The 22,190-nt window shown below is 53.2% G+C and carries 19 protein-coding genes; 7 read left to right on the top strand and 12 right to left on the bottom strand.

Going from position 1 to position 22,190, the window contains the following annotated elements; genetic code table 11:
- Positions 1-10 precede the first annotated feature (10 nt).
- On the top strand, positions 11-859 hold the full coding sequence (gene apaH / locus OGY68_RS02095) for a bis(5'-nucleosyl)-tetraphosphatase (symmetrical) ApaH (protein WP_003829612.1): 849 nt from the start codon (positions 11-13) through the stop codon (positions 857-859).
- A gap of 90 nt (positions 860-949) precedes the next feature.
- Here apaH and folA read toward each other — a convergent pair whose 3' ends face one another.
- From folA to OGY68_RS02050, 9 genes are all read right to left on the bottom strand, one after another.
- Complete coding sequence (gene folA, locus OGY68_RS02090; protein WP_003018873.1) at positions 950-1,429, bottom strand: type 3 dihydrofolate reductase; 480 nt, start codon at positions 1,427-1,429, stop codon at positions 950-952.
- A 198-nt stretch (positions 1,430-1,627) separates the two neighbouring features.
- Positions 1,628-3,490 (bottom strand): glutathione-regulated potassium-efflux system protein KefC, encoded by a 1,863-nt coding sequence (gene kefC, locus OGY68_RS02085; RefSeq protein ID WP_003829616.1) that lies wholly within the window; start codon positions 3,488-3,490, stop codon positions 1,628-1,630.
- Positions 3,483-4,013 (bottom strand): glutathione-regulated potassium-efflux system oxidoreductase KefF, encoded by a 531-nt coding sequence (gene kefF / locus OGY68_RS02080; RefSeq protein WP_057068715.1) that lies wholly within the window; start codon positions 4,011-4,013, stop codon positions 3,483-3,485. The genes kefC and kefF overlap by 8 nt, the downstream gene beginning before the upstream one ends.
- 103 nt (positions 4,014-4,116) lie before the next feature.
- Positions 4,117-4,350 (bottom strand): YgdI/YgdR family lipoprotein, encoded by a 234-nt coding sequence (locus OGY68_RS02075; RefSeq protein WP_003018880.1) that lies wholly within the window; start codon positions 4,348-4,350, stop codon positions 4,117-4,119.
- A 91-nt stretch (positions 4,351-4,441) separates the two neighbouring features.
- Entirely contained in the window at positions 4,442-5,785 is a 1,344-nt protein-coding gene (locus tag OGY68_RS02070) for an MFS transporter (protein WP_020996234.1), read from the bottom strand.
- 147 nt (positions 5,786-5,932) lie between these two features.
- Entirely contained in the window at positions 5,933-6,220 is a 288-nt protein-coding gene (gene fixX / locus OGY68_RS02065; protein ID WP_000203736.1) for a ferredoxin-like protein FixX, read from the bottom strand.
- Positions 6,217-7,503 (bottom strand): FAD-dependent oxidoreductase, encoded by a 1,287-nt coding sequence (locus tag OGY68_RS02060; protein ID WP_286616808.1) that lies wholly within the window; start codon positions 7,501-7,503, stop codon positions 6,217-6,219. The genes fixX and OGY68_RS02060 overlap by 4 nt, the downstream gene beginning before the upstream one ends.
- Before the next feature lie 48 nt (positions 7,504-7,551).
- Positions 7,552-8,493, bottom strand: a complete 942-nt coding sequence (locus OGY68_RS02055) for an electron transfer flavoprotein subunit alpha/FixB family protein (RefSeq protein WP_057069059.1) — start codon at positions 8,491-8,493, stop codon at positions 7,552-7,554.
- A 15-nt stretch (positions 8,494-8,508) separates the two neighbouring features.
- Positions 8,509-9,279, bottom strand: a complete 771-nt coding sequence (locus OGY68_RS02050; protein ID WP_032942343.1) for an electron transfer flavoprotein FixA — start codon at positions 9,277-9,279, stop codon at positions 8,509-8,511.
- Positions 9,280-9,758: 479 nt separating this feature from the next.
- Between OGY68_RS02050 and caiT the strand changes: the two genes are divergently transcribed.
- From caiT to caiE, 6 genes are all read left to right on the top strand, one after another.
- The gene (gene caiT / locus OGY68_RS02045; protein ID WP_003829695.1) at positions 9,759-11,276 is read left to right on the top strand and encodes an L-carnitine/gamma-butyrobetaine antiporter; all 1,518 of its coding nucleotides are present in this window, start codon (positions 9,759-9,761) and stop codon (positions 11,274-11,276) included.
- Between the two features lie 34 nt (positions 11,277-11,310).
- On the top strand, positions 11,311-12,453 hold the full coding sequence (caiA, locus tag OGY68_RS02040) for a crotonobetainyl-CoA dehydrogenase (protein ID WP_057066985.1): 1,143 nt from the start codon (positions 11,311-11,313) through the stop codon (positions 12,451-12,453).
- 123 nt (positions 12,454-12,576) lie between these two features.
- Positions 12,577-13,794 carry an L-carnitine CoA-transferase gene (caiB, locus tag OGY68_RS02035; protein WP_003018901.1) on the top strand — a complete coding sequence of 406 codons (1,218 nt, stop codon included), beginning with the start codon at positions 12,577-12,579 and terminating at the stop codon, positions 13,792-13,794.
- A 61-nt stretch (positions 13,795-13,855) separates the two neighbouring features.
- Complete coding sequence (gene caiC / locus OGY68_RS02030; protein WP_048214963.1) at positions 13,856-15,409, top strand: crotonobetaine/carnitine-CoA ligase; 1,554 nt, start codon at positions 13,856-13,858, stop codon at positions 15,407-15,409.
- Between the two features lie 54 nt (positions 15,410-15,463).
- Complete coding sequence (gene caiD / locus OGY68_RS02025; protein WP_008786162.1) at positions 15,464-16,249, top strand: crotonobetainyl-CoA hydratase; 786 nt, start codon at positions 15,464-15,466, stop codon at positions 16,247-16,249.
- A 55-nt stretch (positions 16,250-16,304) separates the two neighbouring features.
- Positions 16,305-16,901: a carnitine operon protein CaiE gene (gene caiE, locus OGY68_RS02020; RefSeq protein ID WP_008786161.1), complete on the top strand. Its 597-nt coding sequence runs from the start codon at positions 16,305-16,307 to the stop codon at positions 16,899-16,901.
- A gap of 76 nt (positions 16,902-16,977) precedes the next feature.
- On the opposite strand, the gene caiF is transcribed toward caiE, so the two are convergent.
- The 3 genes from caiF to carA form a co-directional block, all read right to left on the bottom strand.
- Positions 16,978-17,373 carry a carnitine metabolism transcriptional regulator CaiF gene (gene caiF, locus OGY68_RS02015; RefSeq protein WP_003829705.1) on the bottom strand — a complete coding sequence of 132 codons (396 nt, stop codon included), beginning with the start codon at positions 17,371-17,373 and terminating at the stop codon, positions 16,978-16,980.
- 277 nt (positions 17,374-17,650) lie between these two features.
- Entirely contained in the window at positions 17,651-20,875 is a 3,225-nt protein-coding gene (gene carB, locus OGY68_RS02010) for a carbamoyl-phosphate synthase large subunit (RefSeq protein ID WP_003829707.1), read from the bottom strand.
- Positions 20,876-20,892: 17 nt separating this feature from the next.
- The gene (carA, locus tag OGY68_RS02005) at positions 20,893-22,041 is read right to left on the bottom strand and encodes a glutamine-hydrolyzing carbamoyl-phosphate synthase small subunit (protein ID WP_003829709.1); all 1,149 of its coding nucleotides are present in this window, start codon (positions 22,039-22,041) and stop codon (positions 20,893-20,895) included.
- Positions 22,042-22,190: the final 149 nt, after the last annotated feature.

Genomic DNA, 22,190 nt, shown 5'->3' with positions numbered 1-22,190 from the left:
AACAATAACTATGGCGACATACCTTATTGGCGACGTTCACGGTTGTTACGATGAACTGGTAGCCTTGCTGCATCAGGTAGACTTTAATTCCGAAAAAGACACCCTATGGCTCACCGGCGATCTGGTCGCTCGTGGACCGGGCTCGCTGGACGTTTTGCGCTACGTGAAATCACTGGGCGACAGCGTGCGGTTAGTATTGGGTAATCACGATTTACACCTGCTGGCCGTATTTGCTGGTATCAGTCGTAATAAACCTAAAGACAGGGTCACATCGCTGCTCGAAGCACCGGATGCCGACGAATTACTTAACTGGCTCCGCCGTCAACCGCTGTTGCAGGTAGATGAAGAGAAGAAGCTGGTGATGGCGCATGCCGGTATCACCCCACAGTGGGACCTGCAGACGGCAAAAGACTGTGCTCGCGATGTTGAAGCCGTGCTGTCGAGCGACTCGTATCCCTTCTTCCTTGATGCGATGTACGGCGACATGCCCAATAACTGGACCCCGGAACTGACCGGGCTGGCGCGCCTGCGTTTTATTACCAACGCCTTTACCCGCATGCGTTACTGCTTCCCTAACGGTCAGTTGGATATGTACAGCAAAGAGTCACCAGAAGACGCACCTGCTCCGCTGAAGCCGTGGTTTGCCATTCCTGGACCTGTCAGTGAAGCATACAGCATTGCATTCGGGCACTGGGCATCGCTGGAGGGTAAAGGCACGCCAGAAGGTATTTACGCGCTGGATACGGGGTGTTGCTGGGGAGGGGATCTCACCTGTCTGCGCTGGGAAGACAAACAGTACTTCGTGCAGCCGTCAAATCGCCATCTGAATCTGGATCCTGGCGAAGCGGTCAACGCCTGATAGTCGTTTGCCGGATGCGGTGCTCGCACCTTATCCGGCCTACATAAGCTGGATGATAAGGCGTTTCGCCGCCATCCGGCACTTACAGTATTAACGACGTTCCAGAATCTCGAAGCAGTAGCTGTGAGAGTTTTGCGCGTCGGCATCGTGGAATTCACTGAACACCGATTCCCAGTCATCCGGTTCGTAGTCCGGGAAATGCGTATCCCCTTCCACTTCCGCATCAATGTGCGTCAGATACAGTTTCTGTGCTTTTGGCAGGAACTGCTCATACACACGCCCACCGCCAATTACCATAATTTCAGGTTCATCGCCGCAGGCCGCAATTGCTTCATCCACAGACTTCACCCACTGCACGCGATCGTCGGTGCCAGGCTTACTGCTGATGACGATATTTTTACGCCCAGGTAACGGTCGCCCGATGGATTCCCAGGTGTGGCGTCCCATGACAACCGGCTTGTTTAAGGTATTACGTTTAAACCAGGCGAGATCGGCAGGGAGGTTCCACGGCATGGCGTTCTCCATACCGATGACGCGATCTACCGCTAACGCCGCAATCAGACTGATCATTGAATATTTCCCGGATACAAAAAAATTGTCGCCACTATACGGAAAGCGCAATCTTTCGTCGACTGGCGGAAAGAGGATGAACAGGAAAATTTTCCGTTCTGCTGGCGAACCGACCTATTTAAGGTGGTACGCCAGCATTACAGTAGTTCAAAAACAGCCAATTAGCAGTAAAGTTTGCAGAACATCACATTTTTTACCCTATGCTGACGGTTTCACTTCCGGCTCATCGGCGACGTCGCCCGTATGCTTACCTTCATCCGTGCCTTGCCAGCCATGGCGTTGAATTAACGATAAGTGCTGACGATCTTCCGCAATAATTTCACTCAGCATTGCGCTGGTGCGTTTATAAACGGCCGCGCGGGAAGTCGCGTCATTTTCCCCTTTCACCATCTCCTCTACCATCATGGTATTGAATCGGCGGAATACGTCAGCCCGCTCACGTGCCTCATAGCGCCCTAGCCCGAGACCTTCCAGCGCCAGACGTCCGGTCTTCAGTGCACCTTCAAAGGTTTCACGTTCCGGCATATCCACGCCCGCCTGGCGCAGGCGGATGTAATGATCCACGTCGCGCGCACGAGCAATAATTTGCAGATGCGGGAAATGCTCTTTCACCATTTCGGTTAACTGCAGGCTGGTTTGCGGATCGTCAATGGCATTAATAATAACTTCAGCTTTCGCCGCCCCGGCAGATTCCAGCAGATCCATCCGGGTCGCGTCGCCATAGAAAACCTTCATCCCGAATTTACGCAGCGTTTCGATATGGTCCGGGTCATGATCAAGAACCACCATTTTGACCCCGCTCGACAACAGCAAACGACCGGTTATCTGGCCAAATCGCCCAAACCCGGCAATGATCACCCTAGGTTGTTCCTCATCGATTTCATCGGCTTCGCGCTCTTCCTCAGTCGCCGATTTTTCCAGACGCGTCAAAATCACCAGCAAAATCGGCGTAGCCGCCATCGACAACGCCACCGCCAGCGTCAGCGATTTCGCCCAGTCAGGATCGAGCACATTTGCCATTTGCGCCGCGCCAAACACCACAAAGGCAAACTCACTGCCCTGCCCTAATAATACGGCAAACCAGCGACGCTGCTTGTTCGGCACCTGCAACGGTTTCGCTATCAACCACAGCATGACGGTTTTGATAACCAGGAAACCGACCAGTAGAATGATAATGCGCAAGGGATTATCAATCAGCGTACCAAAGTCGATAGACATCCCTACACCGATGAAAAACAGCCCCAGCAGCAGTCCTTTAAATGGTTCAATGTCGCTTTCCAACGCGTGACGATACTCAGAGCTTGCCAGCAGCACCCCGGCCAGGAATGCCCCCATCGCCATCGACAATCCAACCTCTTCCAACAGCAGACCGAAGCCAAACACGAGGAACAGCGCAACGGCACTGAACACTTCCCGCAGGCCCGAACGGGCGACAAAACGCAAGGCAGGACGTGTGACATAACGACCTAACAGCACCACCAGCACCAGTGCGCCCGCTACCTTAAGGGCAGACAATGCAAACGCCCCAAGCGTTGTTGATGCGCCACTCGCTGCCAATAATGGGATCATCGCCACCAGTGGAATGGCCGCGATATCCTGGAACAGCAGCACGGCAAACGCGCTGCGGCCCATTTGCGACACCATCAGGTTGCGTTCATTCATCGCCTGCATAGCGATAGCCGTAGAGGAAAGCGCCAGCGTCATGCCGATCAGCTCCGCTACCTGCCAGCGCAGGCCGAGGAACATACAGAACACACCAATCAGGCCTCCGCAGACCACCATTTGCAATGCGCCGCCGCCGAACACCGATGCTCGCAGTTTCCACAAACGTTGCGGATCCAGCTCCAGACCAATGACAAACAGCATCAGCACCACACCGATCTCCGCAAAATGCAGGATGGATTCAGCGTCCGTCACCAGCCTCAGGCCCCAGGGGCCGATAATGCACCCGGCGATGAGATACCCCAGTACCGACCCGAGTCCCAGCCGTACGGCGATGGGGACAATCAGCGCCGCCGATCCGAGATAAATCAGCGCCTGTATCAGCGTATGGCTATCCATGGTGTGCCTCCTGCCATTCCATCAGACGCTGTTTGTAGTGACGAGCCTGCGCTTGCAGGGTTTCATCATCACAGATAAACGTACAGTGCATCGCAAACGGCGGTAGCCATTTGAGGCCACAATAAAGTGCCGTCGCCTGTAAGGGTTGAGAAAGCACATCAAATCCGGGATGGGAGCCAATATCGAAGTGGTTTTCACCGCCGCCGGTCGTCACCGCCCACAACAGATGTTTACCGTGCAGCGCAGTACCGCCATGACCATACGCCCAGCCGTGCGAAAGGACCTTGTCCATCCACAGCTTGAGTAATGGAGGTATGCTGTACCACTGCATCGGATGCTGCCAGATGATCAAATCAGCGCGTGCCAGCGCATCCTGTTCAGCGGCAATATCGATATTGAAGTCGGGGTAGAGCTGGTAGAGCGAGCGGATCTCCACGCCCTCCAGCGTCCTTGCCTGTTCAAGCATCCGCTTATTCGCATGCGAATGCTGCGGATAGGGATGCGCATAAATGATGAGGATCATGATTAGCCTGTTTCACTGCATTATTGTAATAACAGTGAGTTTAGTCACTTAATCCACAGGCTAACAGTCAATATTATTGAGTGGCTGAATGGAGAAAACTGAACTAGTTATCCAGTTCACTCATATCTTTAACCTGATCGCGGTTAATCTGTTCCGTCTTACCCGTTTGCGCATTTTTATACGACACCAGGCCAGTATCATCATCGACTTGCGGTTTGCCGTCAGTGACGATTGTTTTACCATCGGTGGTTTTAACCGCCTGGTTTGAGGAACAACCGGCCACGGTAAACAGTGCTGCTGCGGTAAAAATTGAGGTGATCAGGATATGTTTTTGCATGGTGTTCTCCCTGCTTTTCAGTTGTTTTCTGTGATATACCCAGTTAACTGTAGGCTAACTGACTGAGTTGCAGGGAAAATACAGAACACTCCTAATAACTCGCTCTGGTCACGGGCTTACTGCGAATCGTCATTTGACTGGTTTGCGCCAGCGTCAGACCTCGCGTTTCCGGGGCGAAAGCGATGGACACCAGCAGGCCAATCAGCGAAATTCCTGCGCCCATCAGCATGACATTGCTGATCCCGTATTTGGTAATGAACACCGGCAGCGCCCAGGTTGAAACAATGGTGCCGATGCGGCTTAAGGACATAATCACCCCGACGGCAGATGCGCGAATGTCGGTAGGGAACAGTTCATTTGGGTACAGCCACTGAAGATTTCCCGGTCCCCCCGAGAAAAAGGCGTACACGGCAAACGCCAGCACCACCAGCCACGCTCCCATATCAGGAATTAACCCCAGCACGGCCAGCGCCAGCGTCATCATAATAAAGCTGCCAATTAACAATGGCCGACGGCCCGCGCTATTAAGCCAGAACATGGGTGGAATGCACCCCAGCATAAAGCACAGGCTTATCACCACATTGCCCAACGCCGCGCTTTTCCCGGCACCAAGCCCCAACAGTCCAACAATCTGCGGACCAAAGGTATAAATGGCGAACATCGGGATCACCTGACAGGTCCAGATAGCGGCAACAAACAGGACAAACGGGAAATGACGGCGGTTAAACAGCTGTAGGAAGCGCGTCTCCTGCGGCGCCTCTTCGTCGAACACCACCGGTTCGCCGAACAGTTTGATCATCATCGCTTCACACTCTTTCACCCGACCTTTACGCAACAGCCAGCGCGGCGACTCAGGAAGATCGAAGCGCCCAATCAGGATCAAAATACAAGGGATCACCGCGCTGCCCAGCATCCAGCGCCATCCTCCTTCAACATCATACAGCCAGTAACCGACCAGATCGGCACAGGTGGCGCCGACATACCACATCGCGGCGATAAAACCGATGGAGAAAGCGCGCTGGCGGGTATTGGAGAACTCAGTAATCATCGAGGTAGCAATCGGATAATCGGCACCAATCACAATGCCGATCAGCACACGCATTACCAACAGCTCAATGGGTGAGGAAACAAACATGGTTGCCGCCGATATCACGCCAATGGCGATAATATCGATGATGAACATTTTGCGCCGCCCGACCTTATCGGAAATGTAGCCAAACAGCGACGTCCCCACAAACAGACCGGCGAGCGTGCCGGCACCCAGCAGACCAATCCACTGTGCGTCCAGTTTCAATGCCGGCGTGAGCTGTTCCAGCGCCACGCCAATCATCACCAGCACATAACCATCCAGAAATGGCCCACCGCTTCCCCACAGCATTATCCGGCGGTGAATAGAGGTAAATTTGATGTCATCAAAGTTCCTGGGCTGCTGCATAGCGACTTCCTGTTTCAACACGGGCAAAGCGTCATCTGTAGGCCGGATAAGGCGTTTACGCCGCCATCCGGCATTGGCGCCACATGATTGCCGGATGGCAACGCTACCACGTCTTATCCGACCTACGGGTGCACAACCTCGTACTTATTAGCCGTAGCGAAACTCCACGCCAAATGTCCCGCGCGGGTATTCCCACTTTTCCAGCGCTGTATCAAGTCCGAGAATGCGGCACGTTCCGCATTCCAGGCATCCGGCGTAATCAAAACGGACGCTGCCGTCGTCCTGCTTTTTATACAGTCCGGCTGGACAAGCCTTAATCAGTACTTCCAGCGCCTGTTTATCAGGATCGGTTTTGAGAATGATATGCGGGCTGTCTTCATCCACATTGAACTTATTGACGCCCAGTTTGACGTCCACATTGACGGGAGATGTCATAATACGGTCACTCCTTTCAGGCCATCTTTCATCAGGTTGATGAAGCCCACTTTCTTCGCATGACGCAGGATTTTTTTGCGCATTGGCACCGGAGCAGAGCCATCTACGGTGAACAGGTCGCGCGCGATGCTGACCGCCATTTCGGGATAGGCGGTAAACATGCGTGGGTTATCAAGGAAAGCGGGAAGCTTCTGATACATGCGCATATCGCGCATTGGACCATCATCGAGATGCTGACGGTATTCGCCCAGCGACTGTTTGCTGAAGTCGTCGCGCTTCATTGCGGAAAGCACCGTTTTCGCCGCCGCTTCGCCTGCAGATATGGCGAGATCCATACCGCGGATGGTAAAGCCGAGGTTCATACACATTCCGGCAGCATCACCGGCAATCAGCACACCGTCACCCACCAGTTCAGGCTGCATATTCATACCGGCCTCCGGTACGACGTGCGCGGCATATTCCACCAGCTTGCCACCGGCGATCAGTGGGGCAACCGCCGGATGCTGTTTGAAATCTTCCAGCATTTGTGGGACCGATTTTTTAGCATCTTTCAGATGATGAAGACCGCAGACCAGCCCCAGAGAAAGGGTCGTTTCATTAGTATAGAGGAAGCCCCCGCCCATCAACCCATCGGTTGGAGAACCGGCAAACAGGCAAGCTGCACCTTCGTTCCCCTGTAACTGGAAACGATCTTCAATCACCGATTTTGGCAATTCGATCAGCTCTTTTACGCCAACGGCAACATGCGATGCCTCAACGCGCTTTGCCATGCCCAGTTTTTCTGCCAACAAAGAATTCACCCCGTCAGCGAGGATCACCACTTTGGCTTCCAGAATATCGCCGTCGGCTTCCACGCCCACGACTTTGCCTTCGCGCTGCACAACGTTATCCACCCGAATACCGGTGATAAGCTGGGCTCCCGCCTCCTCGGCCTGCTCCATCAGCCAGGCGTCAAATTTGCTGCGTAAGACGGAATAAGAAACCTGCGACGATGCAGCCTCTTCACCATTGCAATAGTCGATGGTCATCGCCGCTTTATCGGTCATAAAGGCGAGTTTTTCGTGGGTGATTATGCGTTCAATGGGGGCCTGCTCAGCAAAGCCGGGAATGAGGCGTTCCAGGCTATGGGCATACATGCGCCCACCGGTGACATTCTTCGCGCCAGCAGAATTGCCGCGCTCGATGACCAGCACCTGTGCACCTTCCCGAGCCAGCACCAGCGCCGCAACCGAACCGGCCAGACCTGCACCCACGATGATGGCATCAAAGATATCTTCGGACATACGTACTCCTGTCAGTGGCAGGATACTTTCGCACCCTGCCCGAATGGTTTAACGCGCCAGAGCAGCCGTCAGCGCAGGCAGGATCTTCAGCGCATCGCCAACGATGCCAAAATCTGCGTACTGGAAGATCGGCGCATTTTTATCTTTGTTGATGGCGAAAATCGTCTGCGCGCCGTTGGCGCCGACCATATGTTGGATCTGCCCGGAGATTCCCACGGCCAGGTACAGTTCTGGTTTGAGCATCAGGTTGGAAATGCCGACGTAGCGTTCGTGCTCCATCCACTTCTCGTTTTCCGCCACTGGACGGGAACAGGCCAGCTCAGCGCCAATCGCCTGGCACAGCGCTTCGGCCAGCGAGATATTTTCTTTGCTACCAATACCGCGTCCCACGCTGACCACCAGACGGGCTTTGTCGAGATCGACGCTGTTGCTCTGACGCGCCTGCGTTGCCGTACGGGTCACGGCAATAGTCGGAGCCTGCCACTGAACGGTGTGCACCTCGCCGCTGCAGGCGGTATCCGGTTGCTGCGCGTCAAACGTTCCGCTGCTGAGAGTGATCACGGCAAACGGTGAAGCGATTGTTTCTGCTCCCATCGCCAGGCCGCCGTAGACCATATGTTTGACCGCCGCTTTTCCGTCCTGCACCGCGACTGCGCTGGCGTCGTTTGAGACCGCAGCCGACAAGCGAAAGCCCAGCTTTGCCGCTAACAGCTTGCCCCGACGCGTATTCGGCAGCAGCACCGCGCCGCCCTCGCTGTGCTGACGAATGGTTTCGGCCATCGCATCGGCGTAGTCTTCAACCATACGGTCTTCTGGTTTGCCGCTGAGCAGCCAGACATGATCCGCACCTAAATGGCATGCCGCCGCGCTGTCCTCATCGCTGAGCACAAACGTGTTAACGTTTTCACCTAAAGCCTGCGCACCATTCATCAGTTCCGGCAGACGAGAAGGGGTATCGCTGAATACCCAGACACTGGAAAATTTGTTCATAACATCCCCTGATAATTAAATGATTTTGCGAAGATTCTCGACAAACGCGGCAATCTGTTCTTCACCGTCACCTTCAATCACAACGCGCTGACGCTCGCGCTGCTTCGGTGCGGCAACCTGTTGTTCGGAATACGCTTGCGCGCCGTTCAGCCCAATGTCCGCAGACGACCAGACCTGGACCGGTTTTTTCGCCGCGCCAAGGATGGCTTTCATGGAAGGGATTTGAGGGGTGTTGATGTCGGTAGAGACCGCGATCACCGCCGGAAGCGGGATACTCAGGGTTTCAACTTCATCTTCCAGTTCACGCTCTACCGTCAGCGTGCTGTCGGTAAGAGAGAGGATTTTACTCACGCCGTTAATCGCCGGCACGTTCAGCATTTCGCCCACCAGCAGACCAACCTGCTGAGCATAAAGGTCGGAAGAACCGTCGCCGCAAATAAGCAGATCAAAACCTGATTTTTGTGCGGCGGCAGCCAGCGCAGTGGCGGTTTGTTGTGGCAGCGCCTGTTCAAATTGATCGTCAATGACAACAATCAGTTCATCAGGGCCACGGGAGAGCACATCTTTGCGCCCTTTTGCATTGGTCAGCGCTTTGCCGCCGACGCTCATGGCCACAACCTGAGCCTCTCCCACCTGCTGTTTTAACTGGCAAGCCGCTTCGATCGCATTCAGATCATATTGGCTGATTTTGCCATCTGCTTTGCTGAAATCGAGTGTTCCATCAGCATTATTAATCGCAATATCCTGCTCATCAGGTACGCATTTGTAGCAAGTAATTATCTTCATTGCATCTCCAGAAATCATGAAGGAAACGTATTTATATCGGCGGTGTTAAATACAGATATCACGCTCTTTAATTCGGAAATAAAACATTAATCACCAATATTGAAAATGTCACACATTGATATTCGTAACTTTCAATAGTGTTATGCACCTCACCAATATTGAAAGAAACATGTCAAATACGAAAATTTTCAATATTGTTTGCTGGTTCAACAATATTGAACGCCAGTCACTTAAAAAAGTTAAAAAAGAAACATCAACATTATGATTAATAAGAGAATTATTTGTATTTTCAGACAAAATAACCAGCATAAGAAAGTGTGATACAGATAACAGAATAGCCGGAAATGAATACCCATTATGAGTTACTCACTGAGGCGCCCAGAGGTTAAAAGGTTATCAACAAATCATTAATAATAAATAAACAAACGATCACATACGGGCACGCTAAATAAATTTCGTTTTCACACTGGAATTCACTTATGAAAAATGAAAAGAGAAAGTCGGGAATTGAACCGAAGGTTTTTTTTCCGCCATTAATAATTGTTGGGATACTTTGTTGGTTAACAGTAAGAGATCTTGATGCCGCTAACGTCGTTATTAATGCGGTATTCAGTTATGTCACCAACGTCTGGGGTTGGGCATTCGAATGGTATATGGTCGTCATGCTCTTCGGCTGGTTCTGGTTGGTCTTTGGCCCGTATTCGAAAAAGAAATTAGGCGACGAAAAACCTGAGTTTAGTACCGCCAGCTGGATTTTTATGATGTTCGCTTCCTGTACATCCGCCGCGGTGCTGTTCTGGGGTTCCATCGAGATCTACTACTATATCTCTACCCCGCCGTTTGCTCTCGCCCCCAACTCCGTTGGCGCAAAAGAGATAGCCCTGGCGTACAGCTTGTTCCACTGGGGACCGCTGCCGTGGGCGACCTACAGCTTCCTTTCAGTCGCGTTCGCCTACTTCTTCTTTGTACGCAAAATGGACGTTATCCGCCCCAGTTCCACGCTGGTACCGTTAGTTGGCGAGAAGCATGCTAAGGGCTTGTTCGGCACCATCGTCGATAACTTCTATCTGGTGGCGCTGATCTTCGCGATGGGCACCAGCCTCGGTCTCGCTACCCCGCTGGTAACCGAGTGTATGCAATGGCTGTTCGGTATTCCGCATACGCTGCAACTCGACGCCATCATCATTACCTGCTGGATCATATTGAACGCCATTTGCGTGGCCTGCGGCCTGCAAAAAGGGGTCAAGATCGCCAGCGACGTACGTAGTTATCTGAGCTTCCTGATGCTCGGCTGGGTGTTTATCGTCAGTGGCGCCAGCTTCATCATGAACTACTTCACCGACTCGGTCGGCATGCTGCTGATGCATCTGCCGCGCATGCTGTTCTATACCGATGCCATCGGCAAAGGCGGCTTCCCGCAGGGCTGGACTGTTTTCTACTGGGCGTGGTGGGTTATTTACGCTATCCAGATGAGTATCTTCCTGGCACGTATTTCTCGGGGTCGTACCGTACGTGAACTGTGTTTCGGGATGGTACTGGGCCTGACCGCTTCCACCTGGATCCTGTGGACCGTCCTTGGCAGCAACACGCTGCTGCTGATGGATAAAAACATTCTCAACATCCCGCAACTGATTGAACAACACGGCGTGGCGCGCGCCATTATCGAAACCTGGGCTGCTTTACCGCTCAGCACCGCCACCATGTGGGGATTCTTTATCCTCTGCTTTATTGCCACCGTCACGCTGATTAACGCCTGCTCCTACACCCTGGCGATGTCCACCTGTCGCGAAGTTCGTGATGGTGAAGAACCGCCGCTGTTGGTGCGTATCGGTTGGTCCGTTCTGGTCGGCGTCATCGGTATCGTTCTGCTGGCGCTGGGTGGGCTGAAGCCCATTCAGACCGCAATTATCGCCGGGGGATGTCCGCTGTTCTTCGTCAACATCATGGTGACGCTGTCCTTTATTAAAGACGCCAAAGTGCACTGGAAAGACAAGTAATTCTTATTAACCCAATTGATCAAGAGGCTGAAAGATGGATTTCAACTTAAATGACGAGCAGGAACTGTTTGTCGCCGGTATTCGTGAACTGATGGCCAGTGAGAACTGGGAAGCTTATTTTGCCGAGTGCGATCGCGACAGCGTCTACCCTGAGCGTTTTGTAAAAGCGCTGGCGGATATGGGCATCGATAGCCTGTTGATCCCGGAAGAACACGGCGGGCTGGAAGCCGGTTTTGTCACCGTTGCCGCCGTCTGGATGGAACTCGGACGTCTTGGCTCACCGACTTACGTGTTGTACCAATTACCGGGAGGTTTTAACACTTTCCTGCGTGAAGGGACTCAGGAGCAAATTGATAAAATCATGGCGTTCCAGGGCACCGGTAAGCAGATGTGGAACTCTGCTATCACCGAACCGGGAGCGGGATCGGATGTTGGCAGTCTGAAAACCACTTATACACGCAAAAATGGTAAGGTTTATCTTAATGGCAGTAAGTGCTTTATCACCAGTAGCGCCTATACCCCGTACATCGTAGTGATGGCGAGAGATGGTGCATCACCGGATAAACCTGTTTATACCGAGTGGTTTGTTGACATGAGCAAAGCGGGTATCAAGGTCAACAAACTGGAGAAACTCGGTCTGCGCATGGATAGCTGCTGTGAAATCACCTTTGATGACGTTGAACTGGACGAGAAAGACATGTTCGGTCGGGAAGGTAATGGCTTCAACCGTGTGAAAGAAGAGTTTGACCATGAACGCTTCCTCGTCGCGCTGACCAACTACGGTACGGCAATGTGCGCTTTTGAAGACGCCGCGCGCTACGCCAACCAACGCGTACAGTTTGGCGAAACGATCGGCCGTTTCCAGCTGATCCAGGAGAAGTTCGCACACATGGCGATCAAACTGAACTCCATGAAAAACATGCTGTTGGAAGCCGCATGGAAAGCGGATAACGGCACCATTACTTCTGGTGACGCGGCAATGTGTAAATACTTCTGCGCCAACGCCGCGTTTGAAGTGGTAGACACCGCCATGCAGGTACTGGGAGGTGTTGGTATCGCGGGCAACCACCGCATCACGCGTTTCTGGCGTGACCTGCGCGTTGACCGTGTTTCTGGTGGTTCTGACGAAATGCAGATCCTGACGTTGGGTCGTGCGGTACTCAAGCAATACCGATAGAACGACGCAACCTGTAGGCCTGATAAGACGCCTTAGCGTCACCATCAGGCAATCAATGCCGGATGGCGGCGCGAGCGCCTTATCCGGCCTACATGGACACCCATAAATGCCAGGAGAAAAATGATGAATCATTTACCAATGCCAGCCTTCGGCCCGCTTTCCGGGGTACGCGTTGTCTTTTCAGGGATCGAAATTGCCGGTCCGTTCGCCGGACAGATGTTCGCCGAATGGGGTGCCGAGGTTATCTGGATTGAAAACGTCGCATGGGCCGATACCATCCGCGTACAGCCTAACTATCCGCAGCTCTCACGCCGTAACCTGCACGCTCTGTCGCTGAATATTTTCAAAGATGAAGGCCGGGAAGCGTTTCTGAAGCTGATGGAAACCACCGATATTTTCATTGAAGCCAGTAAAGGTCCGGCCTTTGCCCGCCGCGGTATTACCGATGAAGTGCTGTGGGAACATAACCCGAAACTGGTTATCGCCCACCTTTCCGGCTTCGGCCAGTTTGGTACCGAGGAGTACACCAATCTTCCGGCGTATAACACCATCGCGCAAGCGTTCAGCGGCTATCTGATCCAAAACGGCGACGTTGATCAGCCAATGCCCGCCTTCCCGTACACCGCCGATTACTTCTCCGGGATGACCGCAACGACAGCAGCGCTGGCGGCCCTGCACAAAGTGCGCGAAACGGGTAAAGGTGAAAGCATCGATATCGCTATGTACGAAGTGATGCTGCGCATGGGTCAGTATTTCATGATGGATTACTTCAACGGCGGCGAAATTTGCCCACGCATGACCAAAGGCAAAGACCCGTATTACGCTGGCTGCGGCCTGTATAAATGCGCCGATGGCTATATCGTTATGGAGCTGGTCGGCATCACGCAAATCAACGAATGCTTCAAGGATATTGGCCTCGCCCACATTCTTGGCACACCGGAAGTCCCGGAAGGCACCCAGCTTATCCATCGTGTGGAATGCCCTTACGGCCCGCTTGTGGAAGAGAAACTGGACGCCTGGCTGGCAACGCACACCATCGCCGAAGTCCAGGCGCGCTTTGCTGAGCTGAACATCGCCTGCGCGAAGGTGCTGACTATTCCTGAACTGGAAGGCAACCCGCAGTACGTTGCCCGTGAATCTATTACTCAGTGGCAAACAATGGATGGCCGCACCTGCAAAGGGCCAAACATCATGCCGAAATTTAAAAACAATCCGGGGAAAATCTGGCGTGGCATGCCGTCACATGGCATGGATACTGCCGCCATTCTGAAAAATATTGGTTATAGCGAAGCAGACATAAATGAGCTGGTCGGCAAAGGCCTGGCCAGAGTTGAGGAATAAACGCGACGCGCTGACCCCTCGATGGTTAGCGCTCACGCCTGATTTCAGTGGATAAAGCAATATGGATATCGTTGGCGGACAAAACTTACGTCAGATGTGGGACGACCTGGCCGGGGTGTACGGAGATAAAACGGCGTTAATTTTCGAATCCTGCGAAGGAGTTGTTCGGCAGTTTAGCTATGCCTCGCTCAATGAAGAGATTAACCGCACGGCAAACCTGTTCCATTCCTTAGGGATCCGCAAGGGCGATAAGGTCGCATTGCATCTGGATAACTGTCCGGAATTCATTTTTTGCTGGTTTGGGCTGGCAAAAATTGGCGCCATCATGGTACCGATTAATGCCCGCTTGCTGGGTGAAGAAAGTGCCTGGATCCTGCAAAACAGCCAGGTAAGTCTGCTGGTCACCAGCGCCCAGTTTTATCCTATGTACCGCCAGATACGACTGGAAAATAGCACCCCGCTTAATCATATCTGTCTGATTGGCGAACAGCTTCCGGCTGACGACGGTGTGAGTCACTTTACCCAACTGCAATCCCGCCAGTCCACCACGCTGTGCTATACGCCCGCGTTATCCACTGACGATACGGCGGAAATTCTGTTTACCTCAGGCACCACCTCGCGGCCTAAAGGGGTGGTAATTACCCACTACAACCTGCGTTTTGCAGGCTACTACTCTGCCTGGCAAATCGCCCTGCGCGATGATGACGTCTACATGACGGTGATGCCCGCGTTTCATATCGACTGTCAGTGTACCGCCGCAATGCCCGCATTCTCCGCTGGCAGCACCTTTGTGCTGCTAGAGAAGTACAGTGCCAGGGCGTTCTGGAATCAGGTGCATAGATATAAGGCGACGGTTACCGAATGCATTCCGATGATGATCAGAACGCTAATGGTGCAGCCCGCTGCACCAACCGACAGACAGCATCACCTGCGCGAAGTGATGTTCTACCTCAATTTATCCGAGCAGGAAAAAGACGATTTTACCGAACGCTTTGGCGTCAGGCTGCTGACCTCCTACGGTATGACTGAAACCATCGTCGGTATTATCGGCGACCGTCCCGGTGACAAACGACGCTGGCCCTCCATTGGCCGCGTGGGATTTAGCTATGAAGCCGAAATCCGTGACGATCACAACCGTCCCCTGCCCGCCGGAGAAATTGGCGAAATCTGTATTAAAGGCGTGCCGGGCAAAACAATCTTCAAAGAGTACTACGCGCAGCCGGAGGCTACCGCCAAAGCGCTGGAACCTGAGGGCTGGTTACATACCGGTGATTCGGGCTATCAGGATGAGGATGGCTATTTTTATTTCGTCGACAGGCGCTGCAACATGATTAAACGCGGCGGAGAAAATGTCTCCTGCGTCGAGCTGGAAAATATTATTTCTGCGCATCCCAAAATTCAGGACATTGTGGTTGTCGGTATTAAAGATTCAATCCGTGATGAAGCCATTAAAGCGTTTATCGTCCTTAATGAAGGTGAAACATTAAGCGAAGCCGAGTTCTTCAGCTTCTGCGAAAACAATATGGCGAAATTCAAGGTTCCCTCTTTTATGGAGATAAGAACCGACCTGCCGCGCAATTGTTCAGGAAAAATAATCAAAAAAAATCTGAAATAACCCTTCCGACAGGAACTCCTCCTGCCGGGAAATCTATTTATCTGGAGATGAACTATGAGTGATTCATTACATCTGACCCGTAACGGCCCGATCCTGGAAATTACCCTCGACCGGCCTAAAGCCAATGCCATTGACGCCAAAACCAGCTTTGCCATGGGTGAAGCGTTTCTTAATTTTCGTGACGACCCGGAATTACGCGTAGCGATTATCACCGGCGGCGGTGAGAAATTCTTTTCTGCGGGCTGGGACTTAAAAGCGGCAGCTGAAGGTGAAGCGCCAGATGCCGATTTTGGCCCAGGCGGCTTCGCCGGTTTAACCGAAATTTTCGACCTCGATAAGCCGGTCATCGCTGCGGTAAACGGCTATGCGTTTGGCGGTGGTTTTGAGCTGGCGCTGGCGGCGGATTTTATTGTCTGCGCGGAAAATGCCAGCTTCGCACTGCCGGAAGCCAAGCTCGGGATCGTGCCTGACAGCGGCGGCGTACTGCGTCTGCCTAAGCTGCTGCCACCGGCAATCGTCAACGAAATGGTGATGACCGGCAGACGAATGAGCGCCGAAGAAGCGCTGCGTTGGGGCATCGTCAACCGCGTTGTCAGCCAGGGCGAACTGATGGATAGCGCGCGTGAACTGGCGCAGCAGTTGGTCAATAGCGCCCCGCTGGCTATCGCCGCACTGAAAGAGATCTATCGCACCACTAGCGAAATGACGGTGGAAGAAGGCTACCGCTACATCCGCAGCGGCGTGCTGAAGCACTATCCATCTGTACTGCATTCGGAAGATGCGCTTGAAGGACCGCAGGCGTTTGCCGAAAAACGCGACCCGGTGTGGAAAGGTCGTTAATGTGCCGATGCCGGATAGCGATTCGCTTATCCGGCAATAAAACCGAGATAAAACGATGAGCTACTACGCCTTTGAGGGCCTGATTCCGGTGGTACATCCGGATGCCTTTGTCCATCCCAGCGCCGTGCTGATTGGCGATGTCATAGTGGGTGCCGGAGTTTATATTGGCCCGCACGCGTCATTGCGCGGTGACTATGGTCGCTTGATCCTGGAGGCTGGTTCTAATTTGCAGGATGGCTGCATCATGCACGGCTACTGCGACACCGACACCATCGTGCATGAGAACGGACACATCGGCCATGGCGCAATCCTGCACGGTTGCGTGGTGGGCAGAGATGCGCTGATCGGCATGAACAGCGTCATTATGGACGGCGCAGCGATTGGCGAAGAGAGCATTGTCGCCGCCATGAGCTTTGTCAAAGCCGGATTTCAGGGAGAGGCAAGGCAGATGCTGGTTGGCTCACCCGCTCGCGTATTGCGTGAAGTCACGGACCAGGAACTGCACTGGAAACGGCTAAACACCAAAGAGTATCAGGATCTTGCAACTCGCTGCCACACAGGTCTACACGAAACACTACCCTTAACGCGGGTCGAAGAAAACCGGCCACGCCTGAAAGGCACAACGGACGTAAAACCCAAATCAGCACAGTAATTGATGCCGGATGCGCTCACGCTTATCCGGCCTACGCGTCAATCACCGTTTATGCCGCCATCAGGCAAACTGATTATTAGCGACGCATACTCTTGGAGAGCATCATCTGCCATTTCTGCTCACGGTTGAGCTCTGTTGGAGGAACGGCAGACAGGCGTGGCGTTTTCGCCATGCTCACCTTTTTCTCCTGCAAATTGTGATTCAGTCGGCTGTAGAGATGAGAGTCAATACTCACGACTTTCACCAGACGCTGGCACTGACAACCCCGACCGGCAATCTGATTAGGGATCATCTTAACTTCACAAACAATTTCTCCCACTTCCGACAGAATATAAGAGAGCGTATTAATTGCTTTGCAGTGCTCGATATCAAAATGGCGGGAAATTTCCTTTGCGGTGATCCAACGATCCTCGGCCATCATCCAGTCAGCAATTAACAAATAAAGCGGTCTTTCAACATATTTTTCACACATAAGCACACCATTTTCACAAATTAAAAATCTGGCTACGGCCTGTCCAAATTAATAAAAACTAAGCCATATTCAAATTGTGGATATAAAGGATAGTATGCGACTTGAATGTTGATTAGTGTGAGCAATATCGTGCTTATTACATTGAAAATGTGGTTACGGAAACGGACTTGTCCAGGAATGACCTTACGCAAGACAAAAAAAGGGTTTCTTTACAGAAACCCTTTCAAAATTATATTACACATCCGGTTAGAGCAATATTCACCGGACCTTTTGTTTATTACTTTTTGATCTGCGCGTGCATTTCCTGCACCGAGGTTACCTTCTCGGTGGCATCGGCATTCAACGCCATCGCTGTGGCGAAACCGCCGTTCAGCGTAGTGTCATAATGCACTTTGTACTGCAGCGCGCTGCGGCGAATAAGCTTGGAGTCTTCAATCGCCTGACGACCTTCGGTGGTGTTGATGATATAGGTGTACTCGCCATTCTTGATACGGTCCTGAATGTGCGGACGACCTTCATGCACCTTGTTCACCAGACGTGGATTGATACCCGCTTCACCCAGCACAATCGCGGTCCCGTGCGTCGCATCCAGCTCGAAGCCAAACTTCAGCAGTTTCGCTGCCAGGTCAACCACGCGCTCTTTATCGCCTTCGCGAACGGAGAGCAGCGCACGACCCTGTTTTTTCATGGTGGAGCTGCTGCCCAGCTGTGCCTTGGCGAACGCTTCCGCGAAGGTACGGCCCACGCCCATCACTTCCCCGGTAGAGCGCATTTCTGGCCCTAACAGCGGGTCAACGCCCGGGAATTTGTTGAACGGCAGCACCACTTCTTTTACCGAGTAATACGGCGGGATAACTTCTTTGGTTACGCCCTGCTGTGCCAGCGTTTTCCCGGCCATCACGCGCGCCGCGACTTTCGCCAGCGGTACACCAGTTGCCTTGGAGACGAACGGAACGGTACGCGCTGCACGCGGGTTCACTTCAATCAGGTAAACTTCGTTATTCTTCACTGCAAACTGGACGTTCATCAGACCGCGAACCTGCAGTTCGAAAGCCAGTTTCTGCACCTGTTGGCGCATCACATCCTGAATTTCCTGGCTCAGGGTGTAAGCAGGCAGAGAACATGCGGAGTCACCGGAGTGCACGCCCGCCTGTTCGATATGCTCCATGATGCCGCCAATCAGCACCATTTCACCGTCGCAGATAGCGTCCACGTCCACTTCAACCGCGTCATCAAGGAAACGGTCCAGCAGTACCGGCGCATCGTTAGAAACGCTGACTGCGGTCTGGAAGTAGCGACGCAGGTCGGCTTCGTCGTAGACGATTTCCATCGCGCGACCACCGAGAACATACGACGGACGCACCACCAGCGGGTAGCCAATCTCTTTCGCCTTCTCAACAGCCTGTTCGATAGCCGTTACGGTAGCATTCGCCGGTTGTTTCAGCTTCAGACGGTCAACCGCCTGCTGGAAACGCTCGCGGTCTTCCGCGCGGTCGATGGCATCCGGGCTGGTACCGATAACCGGTACACCTGCCGCTTCCAGCGCACGCGCCAGCTTCAGCGGGGTCTGTCCGCCGTACTGTACGATGACGCCTTTCGGCTTCTCGATACGAACGATTTCCAGTACGTCTTCCAGCGTGACCGGCTCGAAGTACAGGCGGTCGGAGGTGTCGTAATCAGTTGAAACGGTTTCCGGGTTACAGTTGACCATGATGGTCTCGTAACCGTCTTCGCGCAGCGCCAGCGAGGCGTGTACGCAGCAGTAGTCAAACTCAATGCCCTGACCGATACGGTTTGGACCACCGCCCAGCACCATGATTTTATCGCGGTCAACGGACGGGTTCGCTTCGCACTCATCTTCATAGGTGGAGTACATGTAAGCGGTGTCGGTGGCAAATTCTGCTGCACAGGTATCCACGCGTTTGTAGACCGGGTGCAGATTGTACTGGTCGCGCAGTTTGCGGATTTCCGCTTCGCGAACGCCGGCCAGTTTCGCCAGACGCGCATCGGCGAAGCCTTTGCGCTTCAGTACGCGCAGGAAGTCAGCGTCGAGGCCGTTGATGCCAAGGTCGGTGACTTTTTCTTCCAGACGTACCAGCTCTTCGATCTGCACCAGGAACCAGCGGTCGATGTTGGTCAGGTTGAACACGCCATCGACGGACAGGCCAGCACGGAAGGCATCGGCGATGTACCAGATACGCTCAGCGCCAGCGTCTTTCAGTTCGCGACGGATTTTAGTCAGTGCTTCCGGGTCGTCCAGGCTTACTTTCGGGTCGAAGCCGGTTGCGCCCACTTCCAGACCGCGCAGCGCTTTCTGCAACGATTCCTGCTGGGTACGACCAATCGCCATCACTTCACCGACAGATTTCATCTGCGTGGTCAGGCGGTCGTTAGCACCAACGAATTTCTCGAAGTTGAAGCGTGGTATTTTCGTCACAACGTAGTCGATGGACGGTTCAAACGAGGCCGGAGTACGACCACCGGTGATGTCGTTCATCAGTTCGTCGAGGGTGTAACCTACGGCCAGCTTGGCGGCAACTTTCGCAATCGGGAAGCCGGTAGCTTTGGACGCCAGCGCCGAGGAGCGGGACACGCGCGGGTTCATCTCGATGACAATCAGGCGACCGTTTTTCGGGTTTACCGCAAACTGGACGTTAGAGCCGCCGGTTTCTACGCCGATTTCACGCAGTACCGCCATCGAGGCGTTACGCATGATTTGATATTCTTTGTCGGTCAGCGTCTGGGCAGGTGCTACGGTGATGGAGTCACCGGTATGGATGCCCATCGCGTCGAAGTTTTCGATGGAGCAGACGATGATGCAGTTGTCGTTTTTATCACGCACCACTTCCATCTCGTACTCTTTCCAGCCAATCAGTGATTCATCAATCAGCAGCTCGTTGGTTGGGGAAAGATCCAGACCGCGTTCGCAGATTTCTTCGAACTCTTCGCGGTTATAGGCGATACCGCCACCGGTGCCGCCCATGGTGAAGCTAGGGCGGATAATGCACGGGAAGCCAACGTCAGCGGCAACCGCCAGCGCTTCTTCCATGGTGTGAGCGATGCCTGAACGTGCGGTGTCGAGACCAATCTTTTTCATCGCGATATCGAAGCGACGACGGTCTTCCGCTTTATCAATGGCATCCGCCGTTGCGCCAATCATGGTCACGCCGAATTCAGCCAGTACGCCCTGGCGTTCCAGTTCCAGCGCACAGTTCAGCGCTGTCTGACCGCCCATGGTTGGCAGCACCGCATCCGGGCGTTCTTTCTCAATAATTTTGCGCACCACTTCCCAGTGAATCGGCTCGATGTAAGTGGCATCGGCCATTTCCGGATCGGTCATGATGGTTGCCGGGTTCGAGTTCACCAGAATAACGCGGTAACCCTCTTCACGCAGGGCTTTACACGCCTGCGCGCCGGAATAGTCAAACTCACACGCCTGACCGATAACAATCGGACCCGCGCCCAGAATCAGGATACTTTTTATGTCTGTACGTTTTGGCATGGCTCTATTACTCCTGATTATTTCGCGGACTGACGGTATTGCTCAATTAACTCGATAAAGTGGTCGAACAACGGTGCAGCGTCGTGCGGACCCGGACTCGCTTCAGGGTGTCCCTGGAAGCTGAACGCCGGTTTGTCGGTACGATGAATCCCCTGCAAGGTGCCGTCGAACAGTGACTTGTGGGTCACGCGCAGGTTGGCAGGCATGGAAGCTTCATCTACAGCAAAACCGTGGTTCTGTGCGGTGATCATCACGGTATTGTTATCAATATCTTTTACCGGATGGTTACCGCCGTGGTGGCCAAACTTCATCTTAATGGTCTTCGCACCGCTCGCCAGCGCCAGCAGCTGATGGCCGAGGCAGATGCCAAATACCGGAATATCGGTTTCGAGGAATTTCTGAATCGCGGTAATTGCGTAGTCGCACGGCGCCGGGTCGCCAGGGCCGTTGGACAGGAAAATACCGTCCGGATTCATCTTCAGAACGTCTTCTGCTGAGGTTTTCGCCGGTACAACCGTCAGGCGGCAGCCGCGGTCCGCTAACATACGCAGAATGTTACGTTTGGCGCCGAAATCGTAAGCCACAACGTGGAACGGCATTTCATCGGCAGATTTCGCTTCCGGCAGGTCACCGGCTAGTGTCCAGCTCCCCTGCGTCCAGCTATAAGGCTCCGCGGTGGTTACCTCTTTCGCCAGATCCATACCGTTCAGGCCAGGGAAAGCTTTTGCTTTTTCCAGTGCCAGCGCCGCATCCGGGTTATCGCCCGCGATGATGCAGCCGTTCTGTGCGCCCTTTTCACGCAGCAAACGCGTCAGCTTACGGGTATCGATATCAGCAATCGCCACAATGTTATGGCGCTTGAGGTAAGAAGAGAGGTCTTCAGTATCGCGGAAGTTGCTGGCAATCAGCGGCAGGTCGCGGATGACCAAGCCTTGCGCATGTACCTGAGAAGATTCTGCATCGGCTTCATTGGTGCCGACATTACCGATATGAGGATAAGTAAGAGTGACGATTTGGCGGGAATAGGAAGGATCAGTGAGGATTTCTTGATAACCGGTCATTGAAGTATTGAAAACGACTTCCCCAACCGCCGAACCTGTTGCCCCTATGGCCCGACCGTGAAACTGGGTTCCGTCTTCCAGAACCAATAGCGCTGACTTAATCAAAACACCCTCCAGAGAATATTCACTCACTTTATTTGCATATTAATTCATTAACACCTCATGAATCAATGCAAATTTGCTTACCTATGGATTTCTGGCAAACGGCGGCATTCTAGAGACAGCTCACACAAAAGTCTACCCAAAAGGGCTTT

Origin of the sequence: Citrobacter sp. Cpo065 (assembly GCF_030332805.1) — a bacterium.
Classification (GTDB): domain Bacteria; phylum Pseudomonadota; class Gammaproteobacteria; order Enterobacterales; family Enterobacteriaceae; genus Citrobacter; species Citrobacter portucalensis.
Note: the sequence above shows the minus strand (reverse complement) of the source record. Positions and strands in the feature narration are given on the sequence as shown.

Bases quoted from the DNA above. Each gene is read 5' to 3' on its own strand.
- caiB (WP_003018901.1), top strand. From the start codon at position 12,577: ATGAATCATTTACCAATGCCAGCCTTCGGCCCGCTTTCCGGGGTACGC.
- caiD (WP_008786162.1), top strand. From the start codon at position 15,464: ATGAGTGATTCATTACATCTGACCCGTAACGGCCCGATCCTGGAAATT.
- kefF (WP_057068715.1), bottom strand. From the start codon at position 4,013: ATGATCCTCATCATTTATGCGCATCCCTATCCGCAGCATTCGCATGCG.
- caiT (WP_003829695.1), top strand. From the start codon at position 9,759: ATGAAAAATGAAAAGAGAAAGTCGGGAATTGAACCGAAGGTTTTTTTT.
- OGY68_RS02075 (WP_003018880.1), bottom strand. From the start codon at position 4,350: ATGCAAAAACATATCCTGATCACCTCAATTTTTACCGCAGCAGCACTG.
- OGY68_RS02050 (WP_032942343.1), bottom strand. From the start codon at position 9,279: ATGAAGATAATTACTTGCTACAAATGCGTACCTGATGAGCAGGATATT.
- caiA (WP_057066985.1), top strand. From the start codon at position 11,311: ATGGATTTCAACTTAAATGACGAGCAGGAACTGTTTGTCGCCGGTATT.
- caiE (WP_008786161.1), top strand. From the start codon at position 16,305: ATGAGCTACTACGCCTTTGAGGGCCTGATTCCGGTGGTACATCCGGAT.
- kefC (WP_003829616.1), bottom strand. From the start codon at position 3,490: ATGGATAGCCATACGCTGATACAGGCGCTGATTTATCTCGGATCGGCG.
- OGY68_RS02060 (WP_286616808.1), bottom strand. From the start codon at position 7,503: ATGTCCGAAGATATCTTTGATGCCATCATCGTGGGTGCAGGTCTGGCC.
- OGY68_RS02070 (WP_020996234.1), bottom strand. From the start codon at position 5,785: ATGCAGCAGCCCAGGAACTTTGATGACATCAAATTTACCTCTATTCAC.
- fixX (WP_000203736.1), bottom strand. From the start codon at position 6,220: ATGACATCTCCCGTCAATGTGGACGTCAAACTGGGCGTCAATAAGTTC.
- carB (WP_003829707.1), bottom strand. From the start codon at position 20,875: ATGCCAAAACGTACAGACATAAAAAGTATCCTGATTCTGGGCGCGGGT.
- caiC (WP_048214963.1), top strand. From the start codon at position 13,856: ATGGATATCGTTGGCGGACAAAACTTACGTCAGATGTGGGACGACCTG.
- apaH (WP_003829612.1), top strand. From the start codon at position 11: ATGGCGACATACCTTATTGGCGACGTTCACGGTTGTTACGATGAACTG.
- OGY68_RS02055 (WP_057069059.1), bottom strand. From the start codon at position 8,493: ATGAACAAATTTTCCAGTGTCTGGGTATTCAGCGATACCCCTTCTCGT.
- folA (WP_003018873.1), bottom strand. From the start codon at position 1,429: ATGATCAGTCTGATTGCGGCGTTAGCGGTAGATCGCGTCATCGGTATG.
- caiF (WP_003829705.1), bottom strand. From the start codon at position 17,373: ATGTGTGAAAAATATGTTGAAAGACCGCTTTATTTGTTAATTGCTGAC.